Here is a 22469-nt window from a genome sequence, read left to right as displayed (position 1 = left end):
GGCCTCACCGAGGACGCCCCGGCAGAACCGAGCCTCCGCTGAACCCAGGGCGGTTCAAGTCACCCCACCGCTGACCAACACGGTGAGGACTACATCCACCACTCAGCGGGACGTCACCCGCGAACGGCCGGCGTTCACCACCGGTTCACACCGCCTAGGGCGAAGTTTCGAAAGAAGATTCGTTGACCGTGTCACCAAACCGCCCGGAATGGCGCCTTCTCCCCCTGAGAGCGACAGCCGCAGGTGGGACCACCGATGTGGAAGCAGGACCGGACAGCACGGACCACCGACACGCCGCTCACCCCGGAATCGGGCGAGCCCGCTGAGAGCGGAGCCACCGGCGGCAGCGACGACATCGCGTCGATCGGGCAGACCGTCCGCCCCTGGGCTCTCCAAGCCCTTATCGCCGCCTACGGCGGGGACACCCACCGGCTGCTGACTGATCTGGCCGATCTGGTGGAAGCGAGCGTCGCCTACGTCGACCGGCTCACCGTCGAGGCCCATCTGGAGCGGCCGCTGTCCGACGACGAATGGTCGGCAGTCGCCGCCCAGTTCACCGCCATGGCCTTCGACGAACACGTCGGAGATGCCGGCACCGTCCGCACCGACTGGATCGACGACAGACTGCACCGAGCCGGCGTCCCCGGCCGCACCCTCCACGCCACCGGGAAGTCGGGGCCTTCGCGGCCGTCGAGGCCGCGATGAGGGTCAGCCGCGCCTGCCGGTCCTGCGGCGACACCGCCGACGACGCCAGCGTCCCACTTGCCGACGTCCACCGTTCCCGGCACTCCTGCGCCAAGTCCCGGCGCGGCCGCGAGCAAGCCGCTCGCGGCGCCGAGCGACTCCAGGCGCGAGCGACGCGCGAGTGCTCCCATCTGCAGGCGCGCCACCGGCACGGAACCCGTGCTGCCTACGTCAAGGACCGCTGCCGCTGCACCGACTGCACCGCCGCCAACACCGCCGCCAGCCGAGAACGGATCTACGGCCGCTGGCAGCCGTACGTCGACGCCGGCCCCGTCCGCCAGCACATCGCCGCGCTACGCGCGGCCGGAATCGGCGTCGAGCGCATCGCGCAACTTGCCGGCATCTCGGTCAGCCACATCCGCGCGCTGGCCCAGCACGGCCGCGGCGACTCCCCCGGAACGCAGAAGGTCCGCCCCAGCACGGCCACCCGCGTGCTCAGCATTGGTATCGACGATCTCAACCGGGCGCCGCACAGTCGCGTCGACGCCACCGGCACCCGCCGACGCCTGCAAGCCCTCGTCGCCATCGGCTGGCCGACCGAGCTACTGGCAGCCCAGCTCGGCCGCCGCCCGACCAGCCTGCGCCGCAGCATGACCAGCCAATCGGTCACCGCCCGGACCGCCCACGAGGTCGCGACCCTCTACGAGCGGCTGTGGAACAGCCGACCACCACGCATGACCGGCGAGCAATGTGCCGCCGCAGACGCCGCTCGAGCGCACGCGGCGGCGCGGGGTTGGCTGCCACCGCTGGCCTGGGACGACATCGACACCGACACCCTGCCGCCAGCGATCGCCGGCGCCTCCCAGCGAAACGACCTCGACGAGATCGCCGTGGAACGCGCCTTTGCCGGCGATCACATCACCTACCACGACCTCACCACAGTCGAACAACAGGAAGTCGTCCGCCGTCTCACCGCCCGCGGTAGCTCCATCCGAGACATCGCCGCCCAGCTCGGCACCACCAAACGCACCGTCTCCCGCCGGCGCGCATCCTTCGGCGCAGCATGACCTCGTGCGTGCGGGCAGGCCGACCCTTCACCTTGGCGACCGACCGGTTGGCCGAGTCCGAGGCTGGCATCGGCGACGGCGATCTCCAGCCTTCCAAGATGACTGTGCGGGTTCGATTCCCGTCACCCGCTCCACCGCGATGTCGCGGGACCGCGTTCCTAAGGGTCCCGCGACACCGCATGCGTTCAAGCGGTTCGCGGCGTCGCCATGACTCTTGTCGTTCTTCCGAGAGATGAGGGCCTCCATCAGACCCGGCGCGGGACAGGCGGCTGGGTCGAACGCGGGCGCGCCCGCCATCGTGTCGAAAAGGCCCTACATGTCAAGCCGTAAGACACCTAGCATGGATATGCCCTTGGTCTGACTCGCGATCGAGGATGTCTGGAGGTCGGGTCCCATGACGAGCGGCAATCAGCCAACTCTGTGGCAGAGATACCAGACCTGGCGAACGAACGAGACGGGTCAGGAGGAGGAAAGGAGAGAAATCCGCTCGAGATTCCAGCCTCTGATGGATCAGACGCTGTCGGCAGGAGAGGTAGTGGACGTAGACACCTTCGGGATAGAAGTTCCCACGGGTGGTGACGAGTACTTGCAGGGGTACCTCGGTAAGAAGGGCCTGCTCGGAGTAGCAGGGATGGTTGTTCTTGGGACCCGTACTCCGCTGGCCTATCTGGCGCTCACCAGGCAGCGCCTGATCTTGTTGAGGCAGACTGCGGGCGCCAAAGATGTATTCAAGTCCCAGGCACAGCGACCGCTCCCTGAGTTTGGCTGGGCGGTACCGCGCTCGGTTCTCACCTTGGAACACTTCAAGAAGTATCGGGCTGGTACGGAGGCGAAACTCCGAATCCGCCGAGCGGACGAAGGCACTCTTTGGCGTTTCCAAATTGTCAACCCGTGGATTGAATCCGCGGAGCGCTTGGCCACGAAGCTGCGAAGCGGCGGCTGATCCCGCGGAAGGCGAGGCGAGTGAGCCACTCTTAGTAGGGGTGTTCCATTTCCGGACCGATGGCCTCGGAGGCGCACCGCGCCCTCATGCCGATGATCGGGCTGGCGCTATAGGCATTCTGACAGTCAGGCATGGCTTTCGGGTACGTGATCTACCACCGTGGCGTGACCAGCACCGTCGAGCAGTCGGGCCTCCGCCTGTCACGCCTTCTGGAGAGCCAGGAGAAAGCTCCGGGAGGAGCCGTTGAACCCTTTAAGGACCCCGGCTTCCGCTGCCTGGGTCATGAAGGAGTCCCGCAGAGCGGGCCTATATGGCCAGCTGGCGCCAGTGTTGACCTCACCCGTGTGAGTCCAACTGATCACGCGATGAGTTCGAGGCCGTGCCGAGCCGGATGCTCGAGGGTGATCTCTTCTACCTTCACCGCCAACGGCTCGTCGGGAGATTCTGCCCAGCTCGCGGTGGCGGAATCGCCCCACCCGACAAGCTCGGGAGTCGTCTCAGTCGATCGAGTCGAACCGCAGCCCGGTGTCACCGGTCGCATGCGGGGAGACGGGCCGTCGCGAACGTCCGATCCACAGGTGCTGGGTCCCGTCGATCCAGCGGGCGTACTGCCAAGTCCGCACGACACTCGTCGGCGACCGGGTCAGCTCCTCCTCCGGCACCGCGACGCCGGCTAGCTCAGACACGATGCGCCCCATCGGCGCCGGGGCGGGTCCCCCGCCGAGTGGAGGCACCGAGCCGAGCTCCAGGTGCACAGATCCCGGACGGTCGACGATCGGCAGCAGCGGGAACCAGTTGTCCGGTACCGGCGTGCGCAGTCTGTAGCGCCACGGCGCCCCGGGCGTCGGCGACCGGCCGGGCTCGGCCGCTGTGGAGGTGGACGGTTCGACCGGGTAGCCGTCGGTCGGCGACACGAGGGCTTCGACGGCCCACGCCAGGTTGGCACCTTCGTCCCTGAGCAGCCGGACGTCCTCGACCGAGGGCCCGTCGAGGGTCTGGACGACGACCGGCGGGAGCAGCAGCACCGTGGACCGGCGGTCGCCGGGACCGGTCTCGAAGAGCCGGAAGGTGCCGCTGCGGCCGGCGTCGGCGTCGGCGCGCGCGACGTGGGGAACGGGGGTCACCCTCCCGAACGTGTCAACCACGCGGAGGGTATCGATGGCGCAGCAGGACCCGACGTCCACGTCGAGGGGCACCACGAAGTGGTCGTTGCCGAACACAAGAGCAAACTCCACGAACAGCATCTTGCTGAGCTCGTCGCCGGCCGCAGACACGTCACCGAGGTCGAAGGACGTGTCCTCGAACTCCCAGAACCGCGCCGCCGGCTGGCCGCGGAAGGTGACGGGTGTGGGCAGCCCGGCGCTGCGCAGCTCAATCTTCGTGGCGTCCTGGGCCGCGCCGAGCGTGGCCTGGTCGGCGGCGAGGTCGAACGAGCTCCAGTCCAGCCTGCCCTCGTCGTACTCCCGAGCCGTGAACACCGCCTCCCCCGACCCCAGCGGCCCGCCCACGCTCAGCTGGTATTCGAGTCGCTCGGGACGCCACGCGGACGGCGTGCTCGGGCCGGCCAGCGCCCGGTACCAGGACAGGTAGGCGGGCACGGCGCGGGCCACCGCCTGCGCCGCCGCTCCGCTGACGGGGGGATGCGCCGGCACGCCGTCCCCAGCCGCGGTGATCGCCGCGGCCAGCGCCACACCGTCGGGGACGCCGCGGGCCGCGACGGCCAGAAACGGGCGGGTGGCCGCCGAACGGGGTCGCGCGGCATTCAGCGGGTACTCCCGCCGGTAGGCATCGGCCAGGTCTCCGGCACCTTCCTGCTCGAGCAGTCGGAGGAAGCGAAGGCCGGCCAGCGCGGCGAAGCGCAGCGGGTCGTCGCCGATGGGCTCGGCCTCGACGTGGCACTCCAGGGGCATCCCGGGGTCGTAGGGTTCTCCCGGACTGCCGTCGGGCAGCCGAGGCAGGTACCGGGACAGCCGGGCCCCCTCGCCGGTCAGTCCGACCCACACCGGTGACCCGGCATCGCTTGCCAGCAGCTCACCGAACTGCAGCTGCCGGGTCAGCATCCAGAGCGGGTCGTGGACTTCAGCGGCCAGGCCCTGGACCAGGGTCGGGTCGAGGGGCGACGGTACGAGTCGGGTCCAGCTGGGCTGAGCGGGAACGACGGGCATCGGCGGTCACACCCAGACGAGTTGGCGGAGGACGAAGGGCGCACCGGTGACGACGACGCCCTCGGGGGTCTGCACGGTCACCCTCGCCTGCTCCTCGCGGATCTGCGCGAGGGGGTTGTTCGGGTCGGGCGGCGGGCCGACTCCGGTCACCCGGAGCTGGACGGTCAGCTGGTTCTCCGCGGACTGGATGACGGAGGCGCTGAGGAACGGCGTCGGGGCGCCGCCGCGCCAGGAGACGCTCACCGATCCGCCGGCGAGTCCGGCTCCGGTCACGACGGCCGTCACGGTGCTGTCATCCTCACCCCGGTCCACGGTGCCGGGGCTGATGCCGTCGACCCGGTGCTGGAGCACGTCGAACGACGCCCGCACCGTTCCCATCGGGTTGCTCAGCGCGAGGACGCACGGGCCAGGCGGCGCATCCGGCCGGATCCGCACGCCCGCGGTCACCTGGGAGTCGGAAACGTTCTGCAACGGCCCCTCCCGGAAGACGCCCACACCTTCCGACCGGACCGTCGTGGCCCACTCGGCACCGGGCGGCAGCGGCGTCGGCGCGAAGCCTTGGCCGGTGAAGGTGACGGAGACCAGCCGCCCGCGGAATGGGGGGCGGTCGGCCACCAGCGACGCGATCATCGGGTACGGCGCTGTGGTGACCTGCCCGAAGTCGGCGGGCAGCGCCGCGAGCCCGGTGGCCGGGACAGCGGGCTCACCCGGCACGTCGTTCCCGACGAAAACCGCGGGCAGCGCTTGCCCCAGAACGTCCAGCACGGACCGGGGCACGCCTCCGGCATCCGGCACGCCGGACAAGGTGGGGTCGACCCCACGCAGCCGGGCCAACTGCATCGTGTCGAGGACGGTGTCGGCCACGGCGTCCACAGTCCACGTGGCCTGGGCCACGTCGGGCGGCACGCCGAGCAGCACCACCTGCGGCGAGACCGCGTCCGGCGAGTCGTAGTGGAACGTCACTGCGGTGGTCTCACGGCTGCCTGGAACGACCTCGATGACCTCATCCACCAGCAGGCCGGCCAGCGCGGTGCCCGTGCGCGGCCAGCCGCCAGCCGCCAGCAGGGCCAGCCTCCCGGCGGGCAGAGCTGCCCCATCGGTGCGCAGCCCCGCCCAGCGCTGCGTCGCACCCCCGGGGTCCACGGGCAGCTGCCCCACCTCCAGATCGAGTGGCGCGAGCGTGCCCAGGGCCTGCACGTACGCCGCGACCGTCTCCAGGGCGGCCAGCGCCGGCCGGACCCGGGCGACTCGGGCCAGCCATGCGGGCGGTTCGTTCGCCGGGTCGCCGTCCTCGGCGATGGTGCGGTCGAAGGCAGCGGTCAGGGCTGCCCGGTCCGCCGTGAAGCGCGGCAGCACCGGGATCTCTCCGCCGAGCACCGCCACGAGCCGCGCCACGGCGGCACGGGTGGGGTCCGTACCGACTGAGGGATCGGACGCCTGCCGGTCGGCCTCGGCCAGCCGCCTGCCGATCTCCGAGCGGACAGTCCGTGCCAGCGCAGCGAGGTCGGTGAGGGTCCGCGCATCGATCGGTCCCGGCGGGGGCACGGCGTTGGGCACCCCGAACGCGGCGGCGGCCCGCAGCGCGGTCCGCAGGGCCGGCGCCTCGGCCGCGGACAGCTCGCCCGGTCGGCGGTCGTCGATCGCCGATGCCACGCCCGCCAGCTCGGCGACCGCGGCGTCGGCCCGAGCGGTGAGCTCGGCGTGGTCGACGGTGCCGGCCGCCGTCCCGGGCTGGGCGAGGTCGTGACCGTCGAGGGCCCGGCCGCGGGCGGCGAGCTCGCCGGCCGCCCTGGCGACCTCCAAGAACAGCGCGCCGGGCAGCTCGTCCGCGGAAACGTCGGCGTCGTGGTTCAGTGTCGCCGCACGGATCGCCTCGAACGTGTCGTGCAGGTGCACGGCCAGGAGGGCCTCCAGCTCGGCGACGTGAGTGCTCAGGTGGACCACGTCCAGCGGTGCTAGCCGCAGATCCACGACCTTGACCCGGTGCGTGGGTGCGCCATCGGGCGCGGGCACCACGGCACCGTCGGCGTCCCGGGCCGTGACTCCGCAGACCAGCCGGTCCGCCGGCCCCAGCAGCCGTCCGACCCAGGCGTCCAGGACGGGGTCCGCCGCCGCCCGCGGAGTCCGGGTCCAGCCGGCGGGCGCGGGGGCCGCCGGATCCATGACCACCACGACACGGTGGGTGCAGCCGGTACCGGTGCGCGGCGTGCGGGTGAACTCCAGCTCCGGAGGCATCTCGTCGCCGCCGAGGATGCCGTCCAGCGTGGCTCCGGCGCGGCCGAGGTTGCCCTGCACCAGCTGGTAGACGCTCTCTGCGAGCACGGCGTCGTCCACCGCGTCGAGCGCGGCGGCGAGGTCGCGCACGGCAACGCTGAGAGCCTCCCGTGCCCGATCCCGGACGCCGGGGTCGGCCGGGAGATTGCGCAAAAGCTCGGCGAACGGGAGCGTCTCCGGCGGCGTGCGGGCCAGGGTCAGTCCGTCGATGAGTGACCGGGTGCGGCCCTCCAACGGAGCGAACTCACGCAGCGGCCCGACGCAGCCACCCAGGCTGAGACGACCGGCACCGGTCTCGATCTCGACCTCGTGCAGCGCTCGCTCGAGCCGGTAACCAAGCAGGACCCCCAACGCCTGACCCCGACGGACGCCGTCGAGCAGGTAGGTGGCCAGCCGTACCCGGTCCGCGCCGAGGTCGATCGCGACGGCCCGGCCGCCGCCCCGGGACAGGTAGCCGCTTCGCAGCACCGCGGCCGCGGCAGCCTGCCCCACCGACGGCGCGTGCAGCCAGCCGTCCGACGACGAGGTGGTACGCGGGCGGAGGTCCTCGACGTATCCCCAGCCTCCAAGCAACAGCCCCTTCGCGTGGCCCGGCAGCCTCCGAACCTCTGCGAGCCGGTCTGTCGCCAGCGCCGTCGCCCACGCGTCCAGGCGGTGCCCGGCCAGGTCCAGCGTCTCTCGGACGAGCCGGGTCAGGGTTCGCGGTGGCAGCCCGGCGAGGTGCCGGATCGCGGGGACGAGCGACTCCGGCGAGACCGGTGAACCTGGCGCGGCCGCGAGGACGAGGGCGTGCCGGATCAGCCGTCCGAGCAGGGTAGCGGGGACGGCCGGCGGGTTGAGCGGCGCGGCAGCCAGCTCGTCGAGGTAGTTCGGGTCGAGACGCTCGGCCACCAGATTCTCTTGCACGAGCGGGAGGGTAAGTGGCCAGCGGTCGCCGAGCTGGAACGTGTCGGTGAGCCGGTGTCCATCCGCGACGTTCACGAGCGCGGCCTCGGCAGCCGCCTCCCGAGCGCGCTGGCGGCTCAGCTCGACGTGCAGGGGGTGGCGGAAGATGCCCATGAACCACAGAGCGGCGTCCGCCCATCCGGTCCCGAACACGCCCTGGGCCTCGACCTGCGCCGACACCGGGGTTTGGGCCAGGAGCCGCTCGACGCTGAGCTGGGCGGGGTCGACTGCCGCCTCTGCGGCGGCCCAGAGCACCTGCAGCGCAGCCAGGGCGTTGTACAGCTGCTCGTGCCCGAGGGTCGCGTCCGGGCCGGGCATCCAGCGGTTGCGGGCGAGGCAAGGCAGCACCCCGTACGGCTGGTTGCCGATCCGGATCGCCCGCACCGGGCCGGGAGCACGGACCCGGTCGACGAACAGCTGATGGGCCCAGCCCACCAGGGCGGGATCCGGGGGAGGCTCGACCAGGTTCTGAAGCAGGTAGCCCCAGGTCACCGGCCACAGCACCGTGTTCATCGCCCCGGCGGCGATGTCGGACCGGCCGCCGGCGTGCTCGGTGTGGGCGAACACCTCGGTGTCGAGGCCGAGGGCGGCGGCCAGGACGTCCCCGTCGCTACCGTCACCCGCGGAGCACAGCGGGTTCCCCCGCTCGGTGGCGAAGCTGTCGGCGTGCGTCGGGGCCGGAGTCCGTGACCAGCCGGAACGGCGCGTCCGCCCGACGGTGGTCGTCGCCGTGCCGGGCGGCACCAGCGCCAGCCCGTCGGTGTAGTGGTGACTCTCCAGCAGCGCGGTGAGCTGATCAGTCCCGGCTGAGGGCGGCGCCGAGGCTCGCACGCCAAGGACGAGCAGCCGGTCCAGTCCGAGCGCGGCGTCCGGCCCGAGCTCCAGGCGCAGCCCCATCCCGGCCTGCTCGGCCACCTCGAAGTCCACCATCCAGCGCATACCCGGGTCGACCACCGCCACCGGGGCCTGCTCGAGGGGGACGTCGCGCGGCGGCTGCGGCCTCTCCGCTCCAGGTGCCGGACCCGTCGCGAGCGGCTCGGCGACGGGCCGACCCACCCCACTCACCACCCGGACGCCGTCGCGCCAGCCGAGCCCGATCCACAGGTCCGGAAGCGCGGCCGCCTGGGCGGCCCGGGTCCAGACCCCCTGCCGGCTTGTCCGGCCGGGCCGCCCGGGCTCCGTCTCTCGGGCGATCCAGGCCGCCCGGCGCGGGCCGTATCGGTCCGCCAGCTGCGCCCACGCCGTCTCTCCCGCGCCGGCGTTCCAATAGTTGTCACCCCAGGCGGCCTCATCGCTGGTCAGCCCGCGTTCGAACGTGTCGACGTGCGGGTCGGGGTAGACGCGCACAAGCAACGTCCCGGCGTCGTCGAAGCGGGTCTCGAGGCGCACCGGTAGCAGCGCGAGTGGCCAGGAGCCGTCGGGGCCGCCGAGCAGCCGGTCCAGTTCCCCGTTGGCGATGGCCGTGAGAAGGGCGGCGCGCTGGGGTTCGACTCCCCGGCGACGCATCCGCTGGGCCTCGCCGAACAGCCATCCGACCGTGTCGGCGAGCTCACGCACGTCGGGCGGGTCGCGGTCCAGCGCGGTACGGGCGGCCGTGACGCGGGCGGTACGTTCCTCGAACGTCGCCGCCACCGCGTCGGCGTCGACCGCGCGGCGGCGCAGCTCCTCGAGCTCGGCTGGGGTCGCGACGCCCGAGGCCACCGCGGTGTCGACGGCGGCCTGGGCCGCCGCCGCGTCGGCCCGCGCCTGGGCGAGCTCATCCGCGGCGAATGCGGCCTCTTCCGCGAGCAGCTCGCCGCTCACGGTGGCCCCAGCAGTCGGCGGCCGTGCAAGGCGATCCGGCTCGGTCGCTGCAGGGTCAGCACGGCCAAGTCGGCCGACCCGCCGGTCCACGACACCCGGGGCCGGTCCGGGAACCACCACCCCGCGGGACGCCCGGCGACCACCGGGACGTGGGTCAGCGTGGCGAGCCCCTGCTCGCTCGTGACGTGCCCCCACCCGAGTCGGGCAGACGGCAGCGCGGGCGCCGACGTCCCGTCCGGCCGCGGCTGCGGGGGCGGCTCGGCGAACTGGTCGGAGCTCACCTCGTCCAGGCCGAAGCGCGGCTCGGTCGGTTGCTCCTGCAGCACGAGGAACCACCCCAGGCCGTCGAGGTCACCCCGTATCTCGGCGGCGCTGAGCCGGAACCCGAAGAAGGTGGTGTCGGGCTCGAGGAACCCACTGAACAGCGGCAGCTCGCGACTGCCGGCGAGGCCCTCGTCGGCGAGCACGCGCCGGTTGCCGTCCCATACGGCCCGTACGGCGAGGACGTCTGCGCGAGGGTAGCGGCGCAGCAGCTCGCCACGCACAACGAGGACGATCCCGTTGCCCCCGTCGAGCACGCCGGCGCCGAGCGGGTCGGCGGGAGCCCATTGCGCGATCGGCCTGATGTCCCGCTGCGGGTCGGCATCGGGTGGGAGATGGCCGCGGCGGTCCCAGAAGACGGGGAAATAGGTCGCGGTCAGGTCCGTGGGGAACTCCCTCCAGAGCAACTCGCGGCTGAGCTCGTGGTTCGCGCCGGCCAGGAACGCGGCCACGAACCGGCGATTCGGCTCAAGCACGAGAACCGTGTCGGCGGGGATGTGCTCGGCCCCCGGCAGAACGTGCTCGGCCGACATCCGCAGCAGCTCGGTGACCAGCGGGGCGGTGAACAGGGGCGGGCGGATCACCGGTGCGGCGGGGTCGGGCCGGCTCATCAGGCCCATCTCGGGCGGGGCGACGATCAGGGCGGCGAGGCGGGCACGGCGGGTGATGGCGGGGTCGAGCTCGCTCATCACCTGGGTCATCTCGATGCCGCCCGGCTGGACCAAGCCCGAGGCCCCGCTCATCGGCATGCCGGATCGGCGGGCGAGGGGCCCCCGCGGCCGGGTCAGCCGGCGGTAGGCCGCCGAGAGCACGGCCTCGGGGACGCCGGTGTCCGCCCGGGCCCGCGACACGAGATCGCCCCCGGGCAGTCTGGCCACCGCAGCGGTCTGCAGCAGCGCGGCGGCATCGGCGACGGCCAGCGCCGTGAACCGGTTCTGCCACACCGCCTGCGCCACGGCGTCCCCGAGCTGGCTCCTCGCCAGGAAGCGGTTGGTGTCGTCGAGCTCGCCGACCTGTTTCCAGGCCAACTCGACCAGCCGCTCCTGCTCGTCGCGGACGAACTGGACCCCAAGTCCGGCGGCCGCGCGGTGCCGGGGGTCGACGTTGAGCTCCTGCATCCAGCCGGCGGGGGGCAGCGCCGACCCGGCCTGCTGGCTGCCGTAGGTGGGCGGCACCAGCGTCCGGGCATCCGCCTGACGCAGCAGCGCGGCCAGCGCGGTGCCGAACCACACCGGGCCGGCGCCTGCCGGCGCGCCGACCGGCCGCAAGGCGCCCTCGAACGCGAGGGTACCCGGCACGCCCGGTGGCACCGGGATGCCCGAGCCGGTCAGATCCAGGACGCGGGTTCCCACACCGGGCGGGATGGTTGCCGACCCGGACAGCCGCGCCGCGAGCGCCTCGAAGTCACCGGCTTCGCCGGTGACGAACTCCCAGTGGTGGTACACGGGCAGCCGCACCAGAGCGTCAGCGCCCGTCCACGCGTCGGCGTGCGGGTCGGCGGCCTCCGGCTCGCCGAGCCCGGCGGCGCGGCCGCCTGCGTGCGCCGGCACCACGCAGGCCACGTAGGCGGTCAACCGGTCCAGCCGCCGGGGGCAGAGCAGACGGGCGAGGCTCCGCCGGGGCTCCGTGGCCAGCACCTGACGCAACGCGCCGCCGGGTGCCGAGCCGGTGACCTGCACATGCGCCCACGCCCACGACTCGGCCAGGTCGGGCAACTCCCGGGACGGCACGGCGGGTGCGGCGATCGTGAGAACCGAGACCCGCAGCTGCGGGTCCGTCTCGAGCGTGACCCCCGGCTGGCGGCGTACGACGACGAGGACCACCCACGGGCGCAGCCGCCGCCCCTGGTCGGGTTCGCCTGGGGAGAACAGCCACGGCAGCGCGGGCTCGTCGAACTCCACCAGCGGGAAGTAGTTCGGGGGGACCGCGGTGGCCCCGTCGACCGGATCGGTGCGGATGACCTGTTCTGGTGCGATGCCAGTGACCTCGCCGGGCCCTAGGAGGCGCACAGGGAGCTCCGGGGTGATCGGCACGCCGTTGACCACGAGGTCCAGATGCGGGGCCGCCCTGTCACCCGCGACGTCGATGACATCGGAGGCGATGCCGTCACGGAGCCAGGGCAGGAACGTGTAACTCACGGCGCCACCTCATGGGCGAGCACCACCGCGAGACCCTCGGCGAGCTCGGGACGGGCGGCCACCCGGCGCCGGAGCAGCGCGGTGGCCGAGCCGAAGGCGGCGAGCGGACCGTCGTCGACCGGTGCCATCCCGCCCAGGTCGACCACGCGGTACTCCGCCGGTCGGGTGGTGATCTCCACGGGCTCTCCGAGCAAGAGTGCGTCCCGGGTGCCGGCTGCACCGTTGCGGGCGGCCGCGCCGGCGAGCGTGAGCCGGGCGAGGTCCGGCTCAGCCAGCGGCCGCGGCGCCGGCGTTCCGGCTCCCGGTGCGTCGTCGACGTCGAGCACCCGCTCCTCGTAAGCGATCCCGCCGTAGTCCTGGATTCCGGTGGCCGGCACGCGTATGTCCTCGCCGCCGAACGTGCCACCGCAGGGCATGGGGTCGAACGCGGGTGCGATCAGCTTCTCGTCGTCGCTCACGTCGAAGAACTGGGCGCGGGCGAACCGGGCCTCCACGACGACGTCGGGATTGCGGGTGGAGCCGTCCGGCGCGCGCAGCGCGAATTCGAACCGGCCGGCGTCCGGCCGGCCGGCACCGAAGCGCGTAATCTCTGTGCTCAGCGGTACGACCTGCTGCCGAACGGTGAGGGACCCCAGTGGGTGGACCACCAGCCGCGGTCCGTTCACCGCGGGCTGGCGAAGCATGACGATCGTGCGCCTGCTGTCCGCAGGGTGCTGCGCCTCCCAGTTGCGCGGGTCGAGCAGCGCCTCGCGGAGGCGGTCGAGCACGTTGACCAGAACGGGCGGCTGCGGGGGCGGCTCGTCCCCGACCGTCACCTCGAACCCCACGCTGTGAGTGCCGAGGAAGCTGAACGTCGCCTCGCCGCAGGCCCGCCACGGCTGCGGTCCGGAGAGCGTCGCCTGCAGCCACACGCCGAGGAACGGGGCGTCGTTCCACTTGAGCACGATGCCGGCGTAGATGTCTACGACGAATGAGAGCGGCGAGAATTGGATCAGGGCGTCGAACCCGACGGTGGCCGCGAGCGAAAATGTGCCGATGCCGAGGTCGGCGGCGGCGTGGAGGTCCAGGCGCGCCCCGAATTGCACCGTGTTCGACGTGACCGCGAGGTAGGCCTCCAGCCGCAGCCGCGGGTTCTCGCTCGTGCCCAGTGCGATCGAGAGCCGCTCGAGCTTGCGGACCGAGCCCGGCGGCCGGTAGCGCGGGTTGAAGCCGCCCGCGGCGAGCAGGAATCCGGGCTCGCGGCCCCAGCTTGCCCGCATCGCCATGTCCCCGGCGATCGCGAAGCCGGCCACCTGGGAGTCGCGCAGCCCGGCGTCGATCTCCAGCTTGCCGTTCGTCAGGTCGAGGTTGCCGAGCAGGTCGACGGTGATCCGCACGATGCCGCTGGCCTCGTCGGGCAGCACCATCCTCAGCCGTCCAGCGAGCAGGACCCGCAATGGGGAGGGCAGCTCGAGGAGCACACCGAGGGTGATGGTCAGCAGAGTCGGCGTGCCCCAGCCGAGCACCACGGACGGCCCGAAGACGAACTGCCCCTGCGCGGACGGGAAGTAGCGGTTCAGGTCCGCGATCAGCTGCGCCGCGTTGCCCACCGGATCGGGCGGGAACAGGAACGCGTCCAGGGCGCCGTGCGCGAGCCCCTCCTGGATGGCCCGCACGTCGATCGTCCGATTGAGCGCCAGGAGGCCACCCACTCCGTTGAGGGTGAACCCGTAGCCGAGCTGGATCGGCGAGAACTCCACCGAGATGATCACGAGCAGGGAGAACTCGCCGGGCTGGGTGGTGATCAGACCGATGGCCGAGAGGCCCAGTCCGGCGAACCTCAGCTGCAGGATGCCGGCGTACTCCTGTCGCACCTCGTCGAAGAGCAGGAAGCCGCCGCCGGAGACGGTCGGGCCCTCGATCACCAGCCCGGCGCCCCTCGGCGGCCGGAACGCGAGCGAGGGCGAGAGCCCTGCGACGCCGGCCGGACCGGGCGCTAACCTGAGTTCGGCGCCGATCCCGTCGACCGTGACCGCCAGCGGGCCGAGCCTGCCGGCCGCGGTCAGGGCAGCGGACACGGCCAGCCCGGATCCCCGGACTGCGGCCTCCAGCTCCAGCCGCTGCACGGTCACGGGCCCGAGCACCAGCGTGAGCGGCAGCGTGAACCGCAGCGCGGCCTGCCCGCCGACGTGCAAGCCATCGCGCCGGGACCAGATCACCGTGAGGTCGGCGGCCAGGCTCAGCTCGCCGCTGCCCAGCAGGCCGCCCACGAACGCGTCGGCGTCGGCCAGCGCGACAACGACCCGCAGGCCGGAGAGCTCGCCACGCAGCGACACGTCGAAGCCGCCGGTGCCGCCCTCACCGCCGAGACCGATCAGGACACTGCCGACCTCGGCCCTCGTGCCCTCCCGCCCACCAAGCATCAGGGCCGGCTCCGGAGGCAGGAACTCGAGCCGGATCCCGGCGCGGGCCTCGACCGCGGCGGTGTCGGCGAATCCGACGCCGTCGGGCCGCAACTCCACCCCGACGAGCCGGTCGGCGTCGACGACGCCCTCGAGCGTTGCGGTGATGTTGTCGGTCAGCTCGATCGCCGCCGTGGCCTCCCCTTCCACATACAGGGAGACCAGCAGGCCCGCGGGCGGCCCCGCGACTCCGTTCTGCGCCGGAATCCCGAGCACCGACAGGCCGACCTCGGCGTGCAGGCCCTCGTCGGTCGCTGTGGAGGCAAGCACGACCCGCAGCTCGCGGTCCGGGGCGTCGGGCGCGGTGGCGCTGCCGTAGTACGTCGCGATGGTGTCGCCGTCCGACTCCACCGCCGTCGTCCACAGGCCGAGGGCGCGCAGGGCCATCCGCAACCGCTCGAGGAGCTCTGCGCAGTCGAACGTGCCGCCCCATCCATAGACCTCCGCGACGACCATGCCCGGGTCCTCGATCAGCGGGCCCAGCCGGTCCCAGCGCAGGACGACACGGCGGTGCCCCTCGATCCGGTTCTCCCCCGCCGGCGCTGCGGCACGATCGATCACCCCAGTGAGGTGCAGGACCGCGAACAGGATCGGCTTGGCAGCGCGCAGGTGCCGGACGATCAGGAAGCCCACCATGTCGGCAGCGAGCCGGTCCCAGAAGTCGTCGTCCGACAGCGGTGCGGGCAGCTGCGGGGGCGCCACCCCATCTCCGAGCGCCGCGAGCAGTGCGAAGAGATCGGCCGCGGTCGTGGCCAGGGCGGCGTACAGCTCCGGGTCGGCGTTGCCGGTGCGCACCGCATCGAGCGTGTCGCGGAATGCAGTCAGGAGGTCTCCCACCGGGATCCGTGCCTGCAGTTGCGCCGGGGCGATCGGTCCTGGGTCGATCACCCAGCCGAGCTCCTCGAGCAGGGCCTGGAGCAGCACGGGATCGGCGAGTGCGTCCTCGAGGGGAGCCATCGCGTCGAGCACGGCGCCCAGCAGGGCGTCGACGAACGTACGAGCCTCGGTCACCGTCGCTCCTGTCCACGACAGGGGAGCCAGGATCCCAGCCGGGCCAGACACGCCACAAGGTCGATCGGAGCGATGCGAGCCGTCGCCCCCTCGACGGCCCGCCACGGAAGGTCGACACTCAGGCATGGCTGTGGGTGACTTCTTCCTGCCGGAGCGCGGGGGAGGTGATGGGGTCTTCCTGGGCCCGCGTCGGGACGGGATCACGGTAGAGTGCTTCGTCGACGGTCACGACACCTTCGCCGCGATGGAGCTCTCGCTGGCCCGGGCAAGGACGTCGGTCTTCTTCGCCACGTGGATGTTCGGCAGCACGTCCAGCCGCGGAGTGCGGCTGATCTCGCCAGCCCGGGTGCGGGCCACGCTGAGGTCGCGGGGCATCAATGCCCGGCCCGCAACGTGGGTGGACCTGCTCGAGGTGCTCGCCCGGCACGGCGTGGACGTCCGTGTCATCCTGGCCGACTTCGACGCCGTCATGGCGCCGGGTTTGCACCGCAGCACCTGGCTGGCCCACGAGACGATCCTGCGAGCGGCCTCGCGTGTCGAGCGGGTCGCCGGGGCGCGGACCCTGCACGTCCTGGCCAGCCTGCACCCGACGATCGTCGACACCCTGCCTTTCGTAGGGATCGACAGTCTGATGCGGCCCCGGCTCACCGAGACCGTGGGCAGGATCGCGAACCTCTCGCGGGCAAACCGCCTGGCGGAGCTGCGGCAGATGCCCGGCACCTGGCCTTTCATCGACGTATCGGCGACGCTCAGGCCGACCGTGAAGGCGTCGCCGAGCTGGCGCATGTTCCCCGTCAGCCACCACCAGAAGCTCCTGGTGATCGACGCCCAGATCGCTTACTGCGGCGGACTGGACCTCGCCGTGCCACGGGCCGACACCCAGCGCCACGACAGCGCGGTACGACGCTGGCACGACGTGCACTGCCGGGTCGACGGCGCCGCGGCGCAGGATTTCGCGCGAGGCTTCGTCGGGCGGTGGACCCTCGAGCGGGCCCAGTTCGACGCCCGCATAGGCGCGCTGAGCGCCGCACAGCCCTCACTCGGGCTGTCCACCCAGGTGCCCACGAGGACGCTGGCCGATGCCCCGCCGGCAACAGCGAGCGCGGGCTCTGCATCCGTCCAGATGCTGCGGACGGTGTCCCGGCCCGGCACGGGGCTGGCGGTCAGCGACCGGTTGTGCGACGACGTGGAACGGTCGTATCGCAACGCGATCGAGCGGGCCGAGAAGTACGTCTACATCGAGAACCAGTACCTCCGGTACGAGCCGATCGCCGATTGGGTGCTCACGGCGGCGAACGCCAGCTCCGCGCTGGAGGTGATCGTCGTCGTGCCGGTCGCTCCCGAGGAGGTCACCGCGACCGGTGAGGCCGACGAGATCACCGAGGACGGCATGGCGATGCAGGCAAGGATCATCGACGAACTCACCGCGGCGCTCAACAACCCCGGGGCCCAGGCGCGGTTCGGCGCGTTCTCGATCGTAGCCAGGGCCCGCCGGGGCAAGCGGTCGCGACCCACCGACGCGCCGTCGCCGACACCGCCCGGCTTCCCCAGCCGGCAGATCTACCTGCACAGTAAGGTGCTGGCCATAGATGATCAATTCGCCATCGTGGGCTCGGCGAACGCAAATCCACGCTCATTCCAGATCGACACGGAGGCCTGCGTCGCCTTCCACGATCCGGCGCGGGTCGCGGGCCTTCGCCTTGCCCTCTGGCGGGAGTTGCTGGGCAATCCGGCCGAGCTCGCCACATGGCCGGCGGGTTCGTGGGTGCCTCGCTGGAACGCGATCGCCGCTGCGAACCGCACTGCGGCCACACCCAGGAACCGGCAAGGGTTTGTCATTCCGCACGACAACAGCCGATTCCCGGGAGCGAATCACCCGTTGATCCCCGACATGTACGCCGGTCTGACGGAGGAAGTCGAGGTCGAGGACGACGCCTTCGTCTGACCGAAGTTCTGCAAAGCAGCGGCGACGAGTCCCTGTGAGGCCGGGCTCCGACCCGTGAATTCTGGACGCTGGAGGACCGAAGTCGTGACAGGGCGGCTGGCCGTCACCGTCCAGCCCGTCCGCGGCAGGGGCTCCGACTGCGCGTTGCACGACTCCGGCGTCTTCGCCGTCACGTGGTCCATGTGGTCCTCGTGGCCCGGTCGCGCCGAGTCGGCTCACGAGCAGCCGGTGACCTCCATCGTCGCCCTCCCCCGCGCGGTCGCTGCCGAGTACTTCCGGCGGGAGACCTGCTGTGGACGACGTCCTCGCGGCTGACGTCGGACCTCGTCGGCGCACGGCACTTCGCCGTTCAGTATCCAGGTCCAGAGACTGTGACGGAAGACGAATCCTGCAGGGTTCAGCACAGCGTGTCGACGGCGAACCGACTGCGTGCATCCGCGATCTGGGCCCACAACCGCCCTCCGCCACCAGCGGGCCCATTCCACTCAGCGCCCGAGCACGGGCTGGTGGCGTCCCGCCCGGTGGTGTAGTTCTGACCGGCTGCGGGGTCTTCTGCGGGTTGGACTATGACGCCATCAGGGCCGGCTGCGCCACCTCCTCGGTCAAGTTGTCGGGTCGGTTGAGCAGGGCCATCGAGCCTTCGGAGAGGTAGCGGCGGTCGGAGACCTGCCATTCGTCGTGCGCCTCGACCAGCACCGCGCCGGCGAGCCGGAGCAGGGCTGCGGGGTTGGGAAAGACGCCGACGACGTCGGTGCGCCGCTTGATCTCCTTGTTCAGCCGCTCCAGGGGGTTGGTCGACCAGACCTTTTCCAGTGGCCGAGCGGGAAGTCGGTGTAGGCCAGCAGGTCCTCGGCGCTGTCGCGGAGCATGGTCTCGACCTGGGGGAACTGGCGGCCCAGCATGCCGGCGATCACGTCGAGTTGGGAGTGCACGTGTTCGGCGTCGGGCTGGGCGAAGATCGTGCGGATCGCGGCGGCGACCATTTCGCTGTTGCCGCGGGGCACCCGGGCCAGCAGGTTGCGCATGAAGTGCACCCGGCAGCGCTGCCAGGCCGCGCCGATCAGCACGGCGGCGATCGCGGCCTTGAGCCCGGCGTGGGCGTCGGAGATGACCAGCTGGGTGCCGGCCAGCCCGCGGGCCTTCAGCGAGCGCAGGAACGCCGTCCAGAACGCGCCGTCCTCCGAATCCCCCACGGCGAAGCCGAGCACCTCGCGGTGCCCGTCGGCGGCCACGCCGGTGGCGATCACCACCGCCTGGGAGACCACCCGGCGGTCGACCCGGGCCTTGCAGTAGGTCGCGTCGAGGAACACATGCGGAAAGGCCTGCTCGGCCAGGGATCGGTCGCGGAAGGCGGCCACCTCTTCGTCCAGATCGGCGCAGATCCGGGAGACCTCGGACTTGGAGATGCCGGTGTCGGCACCCAGGGCGCGGACCAGGTCGTCGACCTTGCGCGTGGAGACGCCGTGCAGATAGGCCTCCATCACCACCGCGAACAGCGCCTGATCGATCCGCCGCCGGCGCTCCAGCACCGAGGGGAAGAACGAGCCGGTACGCAGTTTCGGGATCCGCAGCTCCAGATCCCCGGCGGTGGTGGTCAGCGTCCGCAGCCGGGAGCCGTTGCGCTGGGCGGTGCGGAACTCGGTGCGCTCGTGCGGCGCGGCGCCGATCACCGCGGTCAGCTCCGCCTCGATCAGCGCCTGATACAGCGCCTCGGTCGCAGTACGGACCCGATCATCGACGTCGGCGAGCTTGAGCGCCTCGAGGAGTTCAAGCAGGGCAGACTGATCCAGGGCCATCGCGTGGCCCTTCTCTTCCGAGTGTTCCTTGGCGGGTTCACGCAGAAGATCCACGCGGTGGCCCCTCGCACGTCAGCGCCACGCCGACGAGCTCAGGGCCTCCGGCCAGCTACACCACGTCCAGGGACGTCACCCACGGGCTCGCGGACATTGACGTGGGGACTGTCCTGGGTCAGTCAACTGCCTGCCGGTGACGCGCTGGCGTCGCTGCAAGGACCAGCATCGTGCCAAGCCGGATCCGGCAGAGTTCCATCGCGACCCGATCGCACGTGCCCCGCGTATCCGTCGATGGGGGACTGAAACGCTGCAGCGGCCCAGGGTAATCCGGTGGCCAGACTTTGCGCGCCCCTGGGATCGGCGTACGTGAAACCGTTGCATCGGCCCAGGCACATGCCTGACACGCGGCAACAGCCGTCCGGAAGGCACTCAGTACTCGGTGCCGAGGTACCACGGCAGGAGGGCAAATCTGCGTGACGCGATCGTGACGGCACCGTGACGACGACGCGGTCACCATGTAGAAATCTGCTCCTCCGCATCGCATCCCGACGCGCAGGCGCCGGGCCCAGGGCTGAGGGAGGGCGTCTTGGGCTCAGCCATCGTTCACCAGATTCTCGCGGCCGAAGAAGCTCCGGGCTCCGCGACCTTCCTTCAAGGCGCTGACCGAATTTGGCTCCTGGGTCTAGCGGTTGCTTTCCTCCTAGCAGCAGGGTACGTCATCACCCGTGGCCGACAATCGCTGCAAAGCCGCCGGGGATTAGAATCTGGTTCTGCCAGCCCGGGCGAGGGCAAGTCGGGGACGAGCAGGACAAACCGCCGAAGGGCGAGGACCCGGCAGTCGGAAGCCGGGGAGGAGGACAAGACCCTTGTCCGCAGTTGGATCGCGATCAGCCTCGTGGGCGGACTAGTTATCTTCATGGCGGCCTCGTTCTGGATAGACGACCCCACGCTGCGCAGCGCCCTAGTCGGCGGGTTCGTCGCCAATACTGGCGCAGCTGTCGCGTTCTACTTCGCCTCAAAGTCATCCGAGGAGGCGCGTCGGGACATTTTGACCGCGTCGACCGCCGCCTCAACCACCGTTCCAGATCTTAAGGGAATGTACGCGGAGAATGTATACCGACTTATGGCCGCTTCTGTGCTGCGCCTCGAGACCGATCGACCTACTCCGCATCCCAGAGCTCAGGTGGTTGACCAGCGACCAGGCGCCGGCACATCCGCTGTTCCTCAGACAATGGTCTTCGTTACCTTTGCAGGTCCGGTACCGGACCTGCACGACATGACCTCCCGCGACGCTCAAACGAGCCTGGCGCGGGCGAACCTTGAGTTTGATCCGGACCCGGACAATCCCGGAGCGGAAATGCGAGTCGTAGATCAGCATCCGAAGGCAGACGATCCCGTGCCCTCGGACCGGAAGGTCACCGTGACCTTTGCTCTACCGAGCAAGAATGGGCCTCAGACCTGAGTCTCGCGGCGTGGCTGTTCGCGCACCTCGAGACCGGATAAACCGACGCCGCCGGCACAGCGCCCTGGGCTGGCTGTCACCCGTAGAATTCGCAACCCAGAACAGCATCGTCGCGGTCTATTTCGTCTGCTGCGACGGGCTGACCGGCTGACCGGGGCGATCGAGACCACGTTTCCGCACGCCACCGTGCAGACCTGCGTGGTCCACCTGGTCCGGGCCTCCACCCGGTTCGTCTCCTACGGCGATCGCATGAAGGTGGCCGCGGCGCTGCGCTGGATCTACACCGCGCCGACCGCCGACGCCGCGGAGACCGCACTGCTGGAGTTCGCCGACTCCGAGCTCCGCCGGCGCTATCCGGCCATGGTGGTGACCCAGCAGAACGCCTGAGAGCGGTTCATTCCGTTCCTCGCCTTCGCCGCGTGGTCAGCAAGATCATCGACACCACGAACGCGATCGAGTCACTGAACTACCAGCCGCAAGATCATCAAGAACCGCGGGCACTTTCCCAGCGACGACGCCGTGGTCAAGCTGCTCTGGCTGGCCATCCTCGACATCGAGGACAGACGTGCCCGCGAACGCGCAAAGGAGCGCGGCAAGCCGGCCAACCAGCGCCACCGCACCGCCGCACCTCGTCGAGGGAGCGGTCACTCCGGGCTGGAAACCGGCGATGGCCGCCCTGCTCATCGCCTTCGGCGACCGCCTCGAGCCCTACCTCCATTGAAGGTCAACTGCGGCTCTACACGGAGAAGTTGACAGGCTCCAGGAAGGCCGTCCAAGACGCGCCGTCCTCGCTGTCACCGACGGCGCAGCCGACTACCTCACGGTGCCCGTCGGCGACCACCCCGGTCGCGATCACCACCGCCTGGGAGACCTCCCGTCGGTTGGCCTGCGCCCTCGCAGTAGTTCGCGTCGAGAAACACGTACGGAAAGGCCTGCTCGGCGAGCGAGCGGTCCCGGAAAACACTGACCTCTTCGTCCGGCTCGGCGCAGACCGGGACACCTCGGCCTAAGAGATACCGGTGTCCGCGCCCAACGCCCGGACCAGATCGTCGACCTTGCGGGTGGTGACTCCGTGCAGACAGGCCTCCAACAGCAAGGCGAACAACGCCTGATCGATCCGCCGCCGGCGCTCCAGCAGCGAGGGCAAGAACGAGCCCGCGTCCAGCTTCGGAATCCGCAGCTCCATATCCCCGGCGGTGGTGGTCAACGATCGGCTGCGGTGGCCGTTGCGCTAGGCGGTCCGGGCGTCGGTGCGCTTATGCGGCGCCGCGCCGATCACCGCTGTCAGGTCGGCTTCGATCAGTGCCTGATACAGCGTCTCGTTCGCCCGGCGTAGCTCGCGGTTCTCCCGCTCCAGCTCCACCAGCCGGGCCCGCTCGTCGGTCGTCAGACCAGGCGCGTTGCCAGCGTCGATGCGAGCTGAACCGCCCTGGGTTCAGCGGAGGCTCGGTTCTGCCGGGGCGTCCTCGGTGAGGCC

At 71.2% G+C, this 22469-nt stretch carries 11 protein-coding genes and 3 pseudogenes; 7 read left to right on the top strand and 7 right to left on the bottom strand.

Translation table 11 applies throughout. The features are described 5' to 3' along the window. The first annotated feature begins 255 nt into the window (after positions 1-255). The 3 genes from ACFSHS_RS17485 to ACFSHS_RS17475 all read left to right on the top strand — a co-directional run bounded on the left by ACFSHS_RS17485 (position 256) and on the right by ACFSHS_RS17475 (position 2694). Entirely contained in the window at positions 256-705 is a 450-nt protein-coding gene (locus tag ACFSHS_RS17485) for a hypothetical protein (RefSeq protein ID WP_376878819.1), read from the top strand. Then, positions 702-1751: a helix-turn-helix domain containing protein gene (locus ACFSHS_RS17480; protein ID WP_376878817.1), complete on the top strand. Its 1050-nt coding sequence runs from the start codon at positions 702-704 to the stop codon at positions 1749-1751. The genes ACFSHS_RS17485 and ACFSHS_RS17480 overlap by 4 nt, the downstream gene beginning before the upstream one ends. A gap of 394 nt (positions 1752-2145) precedes the next feature. After that, positions 2146-2694 carry a hypothetical protein gene (locus ACFSHS_RS17475; protein WP_376878816.1) on the top strand — a complete coding sequence of 183 codons (549 nt, stop codon included), beginning with the start codon at positions 2146-2148 and terminating at the stop codon, positions 2692-2694. Positions 2695-3191: 497 nt separating this feature from the next. Here the strand turns inward: ACFSHS_RS17475 and ACFSHS_RS17470 are convergent, their stop codons facing one another. From ACFSHS_RS17470 to ACFSHS_RS17455, 4 genes are read right to left on the bottom strand one after another with little or no spacing between them, the layout of a single operon-like run. Continuing rightward, a complete protein-coding gene (locus tag ACFSHS_RS17470; protein WP_376878815.1) occupies positions 3192-4859 on the bottom strand; it encodes a hypothetical protein in 1668 nt (555 codons plus the stop codon). A gap of 6 nt (positions 4860-4865) precedes the next feature. Beyond that, positions 4866-9881 (bottom strand): hypothetical protein, encoded by a 5016-nt coding sequence (locus ACFSHS_RS17465; RefSeq protein WP_376878813.1) that lies wholly within the window; start codon positions 9879-9881, stop codon positions 4866-4868. After that, on the bottom strand, positions 9878-12340 hold the full coding sequence (locus ACFSHS_RS17460; protein WP_376878811.1) for a hypothetical protein: 2463 nt from the start codon (positions 12338-12340) through the stop codon (positions 9878-9880). The genes ACFSHS_RS17465 and ACFSHS_RS17460 overlap by 4 nt, the downstream gene beginning before the upstream one ends. After that, positions 12337-15792 carry a DUF6603 domain-containing protein gene (locus tag ACFSHS_RS17455; RefSeq protein WP_376878809.1) on the bottom strand — a complete coding sequence of 1152 codons (3456 nt, stop codon included), beginning with the start codon at positions 15790-15792 and terminating at the stop codon, positions 12337-12339. The genes ACFSHS_RS17460 and ACFSHS_RS17455 overlap by 4 nt, the downstream gene beginning before the upstream one ends. 130 nt (positions 15793-15922) lie before the next feature. Here ACFSHS_RS17455 and ACFSHS_RS17450 point away from each other — a divergent pair, with 130 nt between their 5' ends. Continuing rightward, positions 15923-17737, top strand: coding sequence for a phospholipase D-like domain-containing protein (locus tag ACFSHS_RS17450; protein ID WP_376878807.1), 1815 nt, complete (start codon positions 15923-15925; stop codon positions 17735-17737). Positions 17738-17821: 84 nt separating this feature from the next. Then, positions 17822-18052, top strand: coding sequence for a hypothetical protein (locus tag ACFSHS_RS17445; protein ID WP_376878805.1), 231 nt, complete (start codon positions 17822-17824; stop codon positions 18050-18052). A 249-nt stretch (positions 18053-18301) separates the two neighbouring features. Here ACFSHS_RS17445 and ACFSHS_RS17440 read toward each other — a convergent pair. Then, positions 18302-19533, bottom strand: a pseudogene (locus ACFSHS_RS17440) (IS256 family transposase). A gap of 583 nt (positions 19534-20116) precedes the next feature. Between ACFSHS_RS17440 and ACFSHS_RS17435 the strand changes: the two are divergent. Then, on the top strand, positions 20117-20992 hold the full coding sequence (locus ACFSHS_RS17435) for a PASTA domain-containing protein (protein ID WP_376878803.1): 876 nt from the start codon (positions 20117-20119) through the stop codon (positions 20990-20992). A 115-nt stretch (positions 20993-21107) separates the two neighbouring features. After that, positions 21108-21713: pseudogene (locus ACFSHS_RS17430) on the top strand (transposase); the annotation flags it as partial. 15 nt (positions 21714-21728) lie between these two features. Here the strand turns inward: ACFSHS_RS17430 and ACFSHS_RS17425 are convergent. Together ACFSHS_RS17425 and ACFSHS_RS17420 are read right to left on the bottom strand one after the other, a co-directional pair. After that, a pseudogene (locus ACFSHS_RS17425) lies at positions 21729-22211 on the bottom strand (transposase); the annotation flags it as partial. A 12-nt stretch (positions 22212-22223) separates the two neighbouring features. Next, positions 22224-22355: a hypothetical protein gene (locus ACFSHS_RS17420; protein ID WP_376878801.1), complete on the bottom strand. Its 132-nt coding sequence runs from the start codon at positions 22353-22355 to the stop codon at positions 22224-22226. Positions 22356-22469: the final 114 nt, after the last annotated feature.

Source organism: Blastococcus deserti (assembly GCF_042682525.1).
GTDB classification, from domain to species: domain Bacteria; phylum Actinomycetota; class Actinomycetes; order Mycobacteriales; family Geodermatophilaceae; genus Blastococcus_B; species Blastococcus_B deserti.
This window is presented reverse-complemented; position numbering and strand designations above follow the sequence as displayed.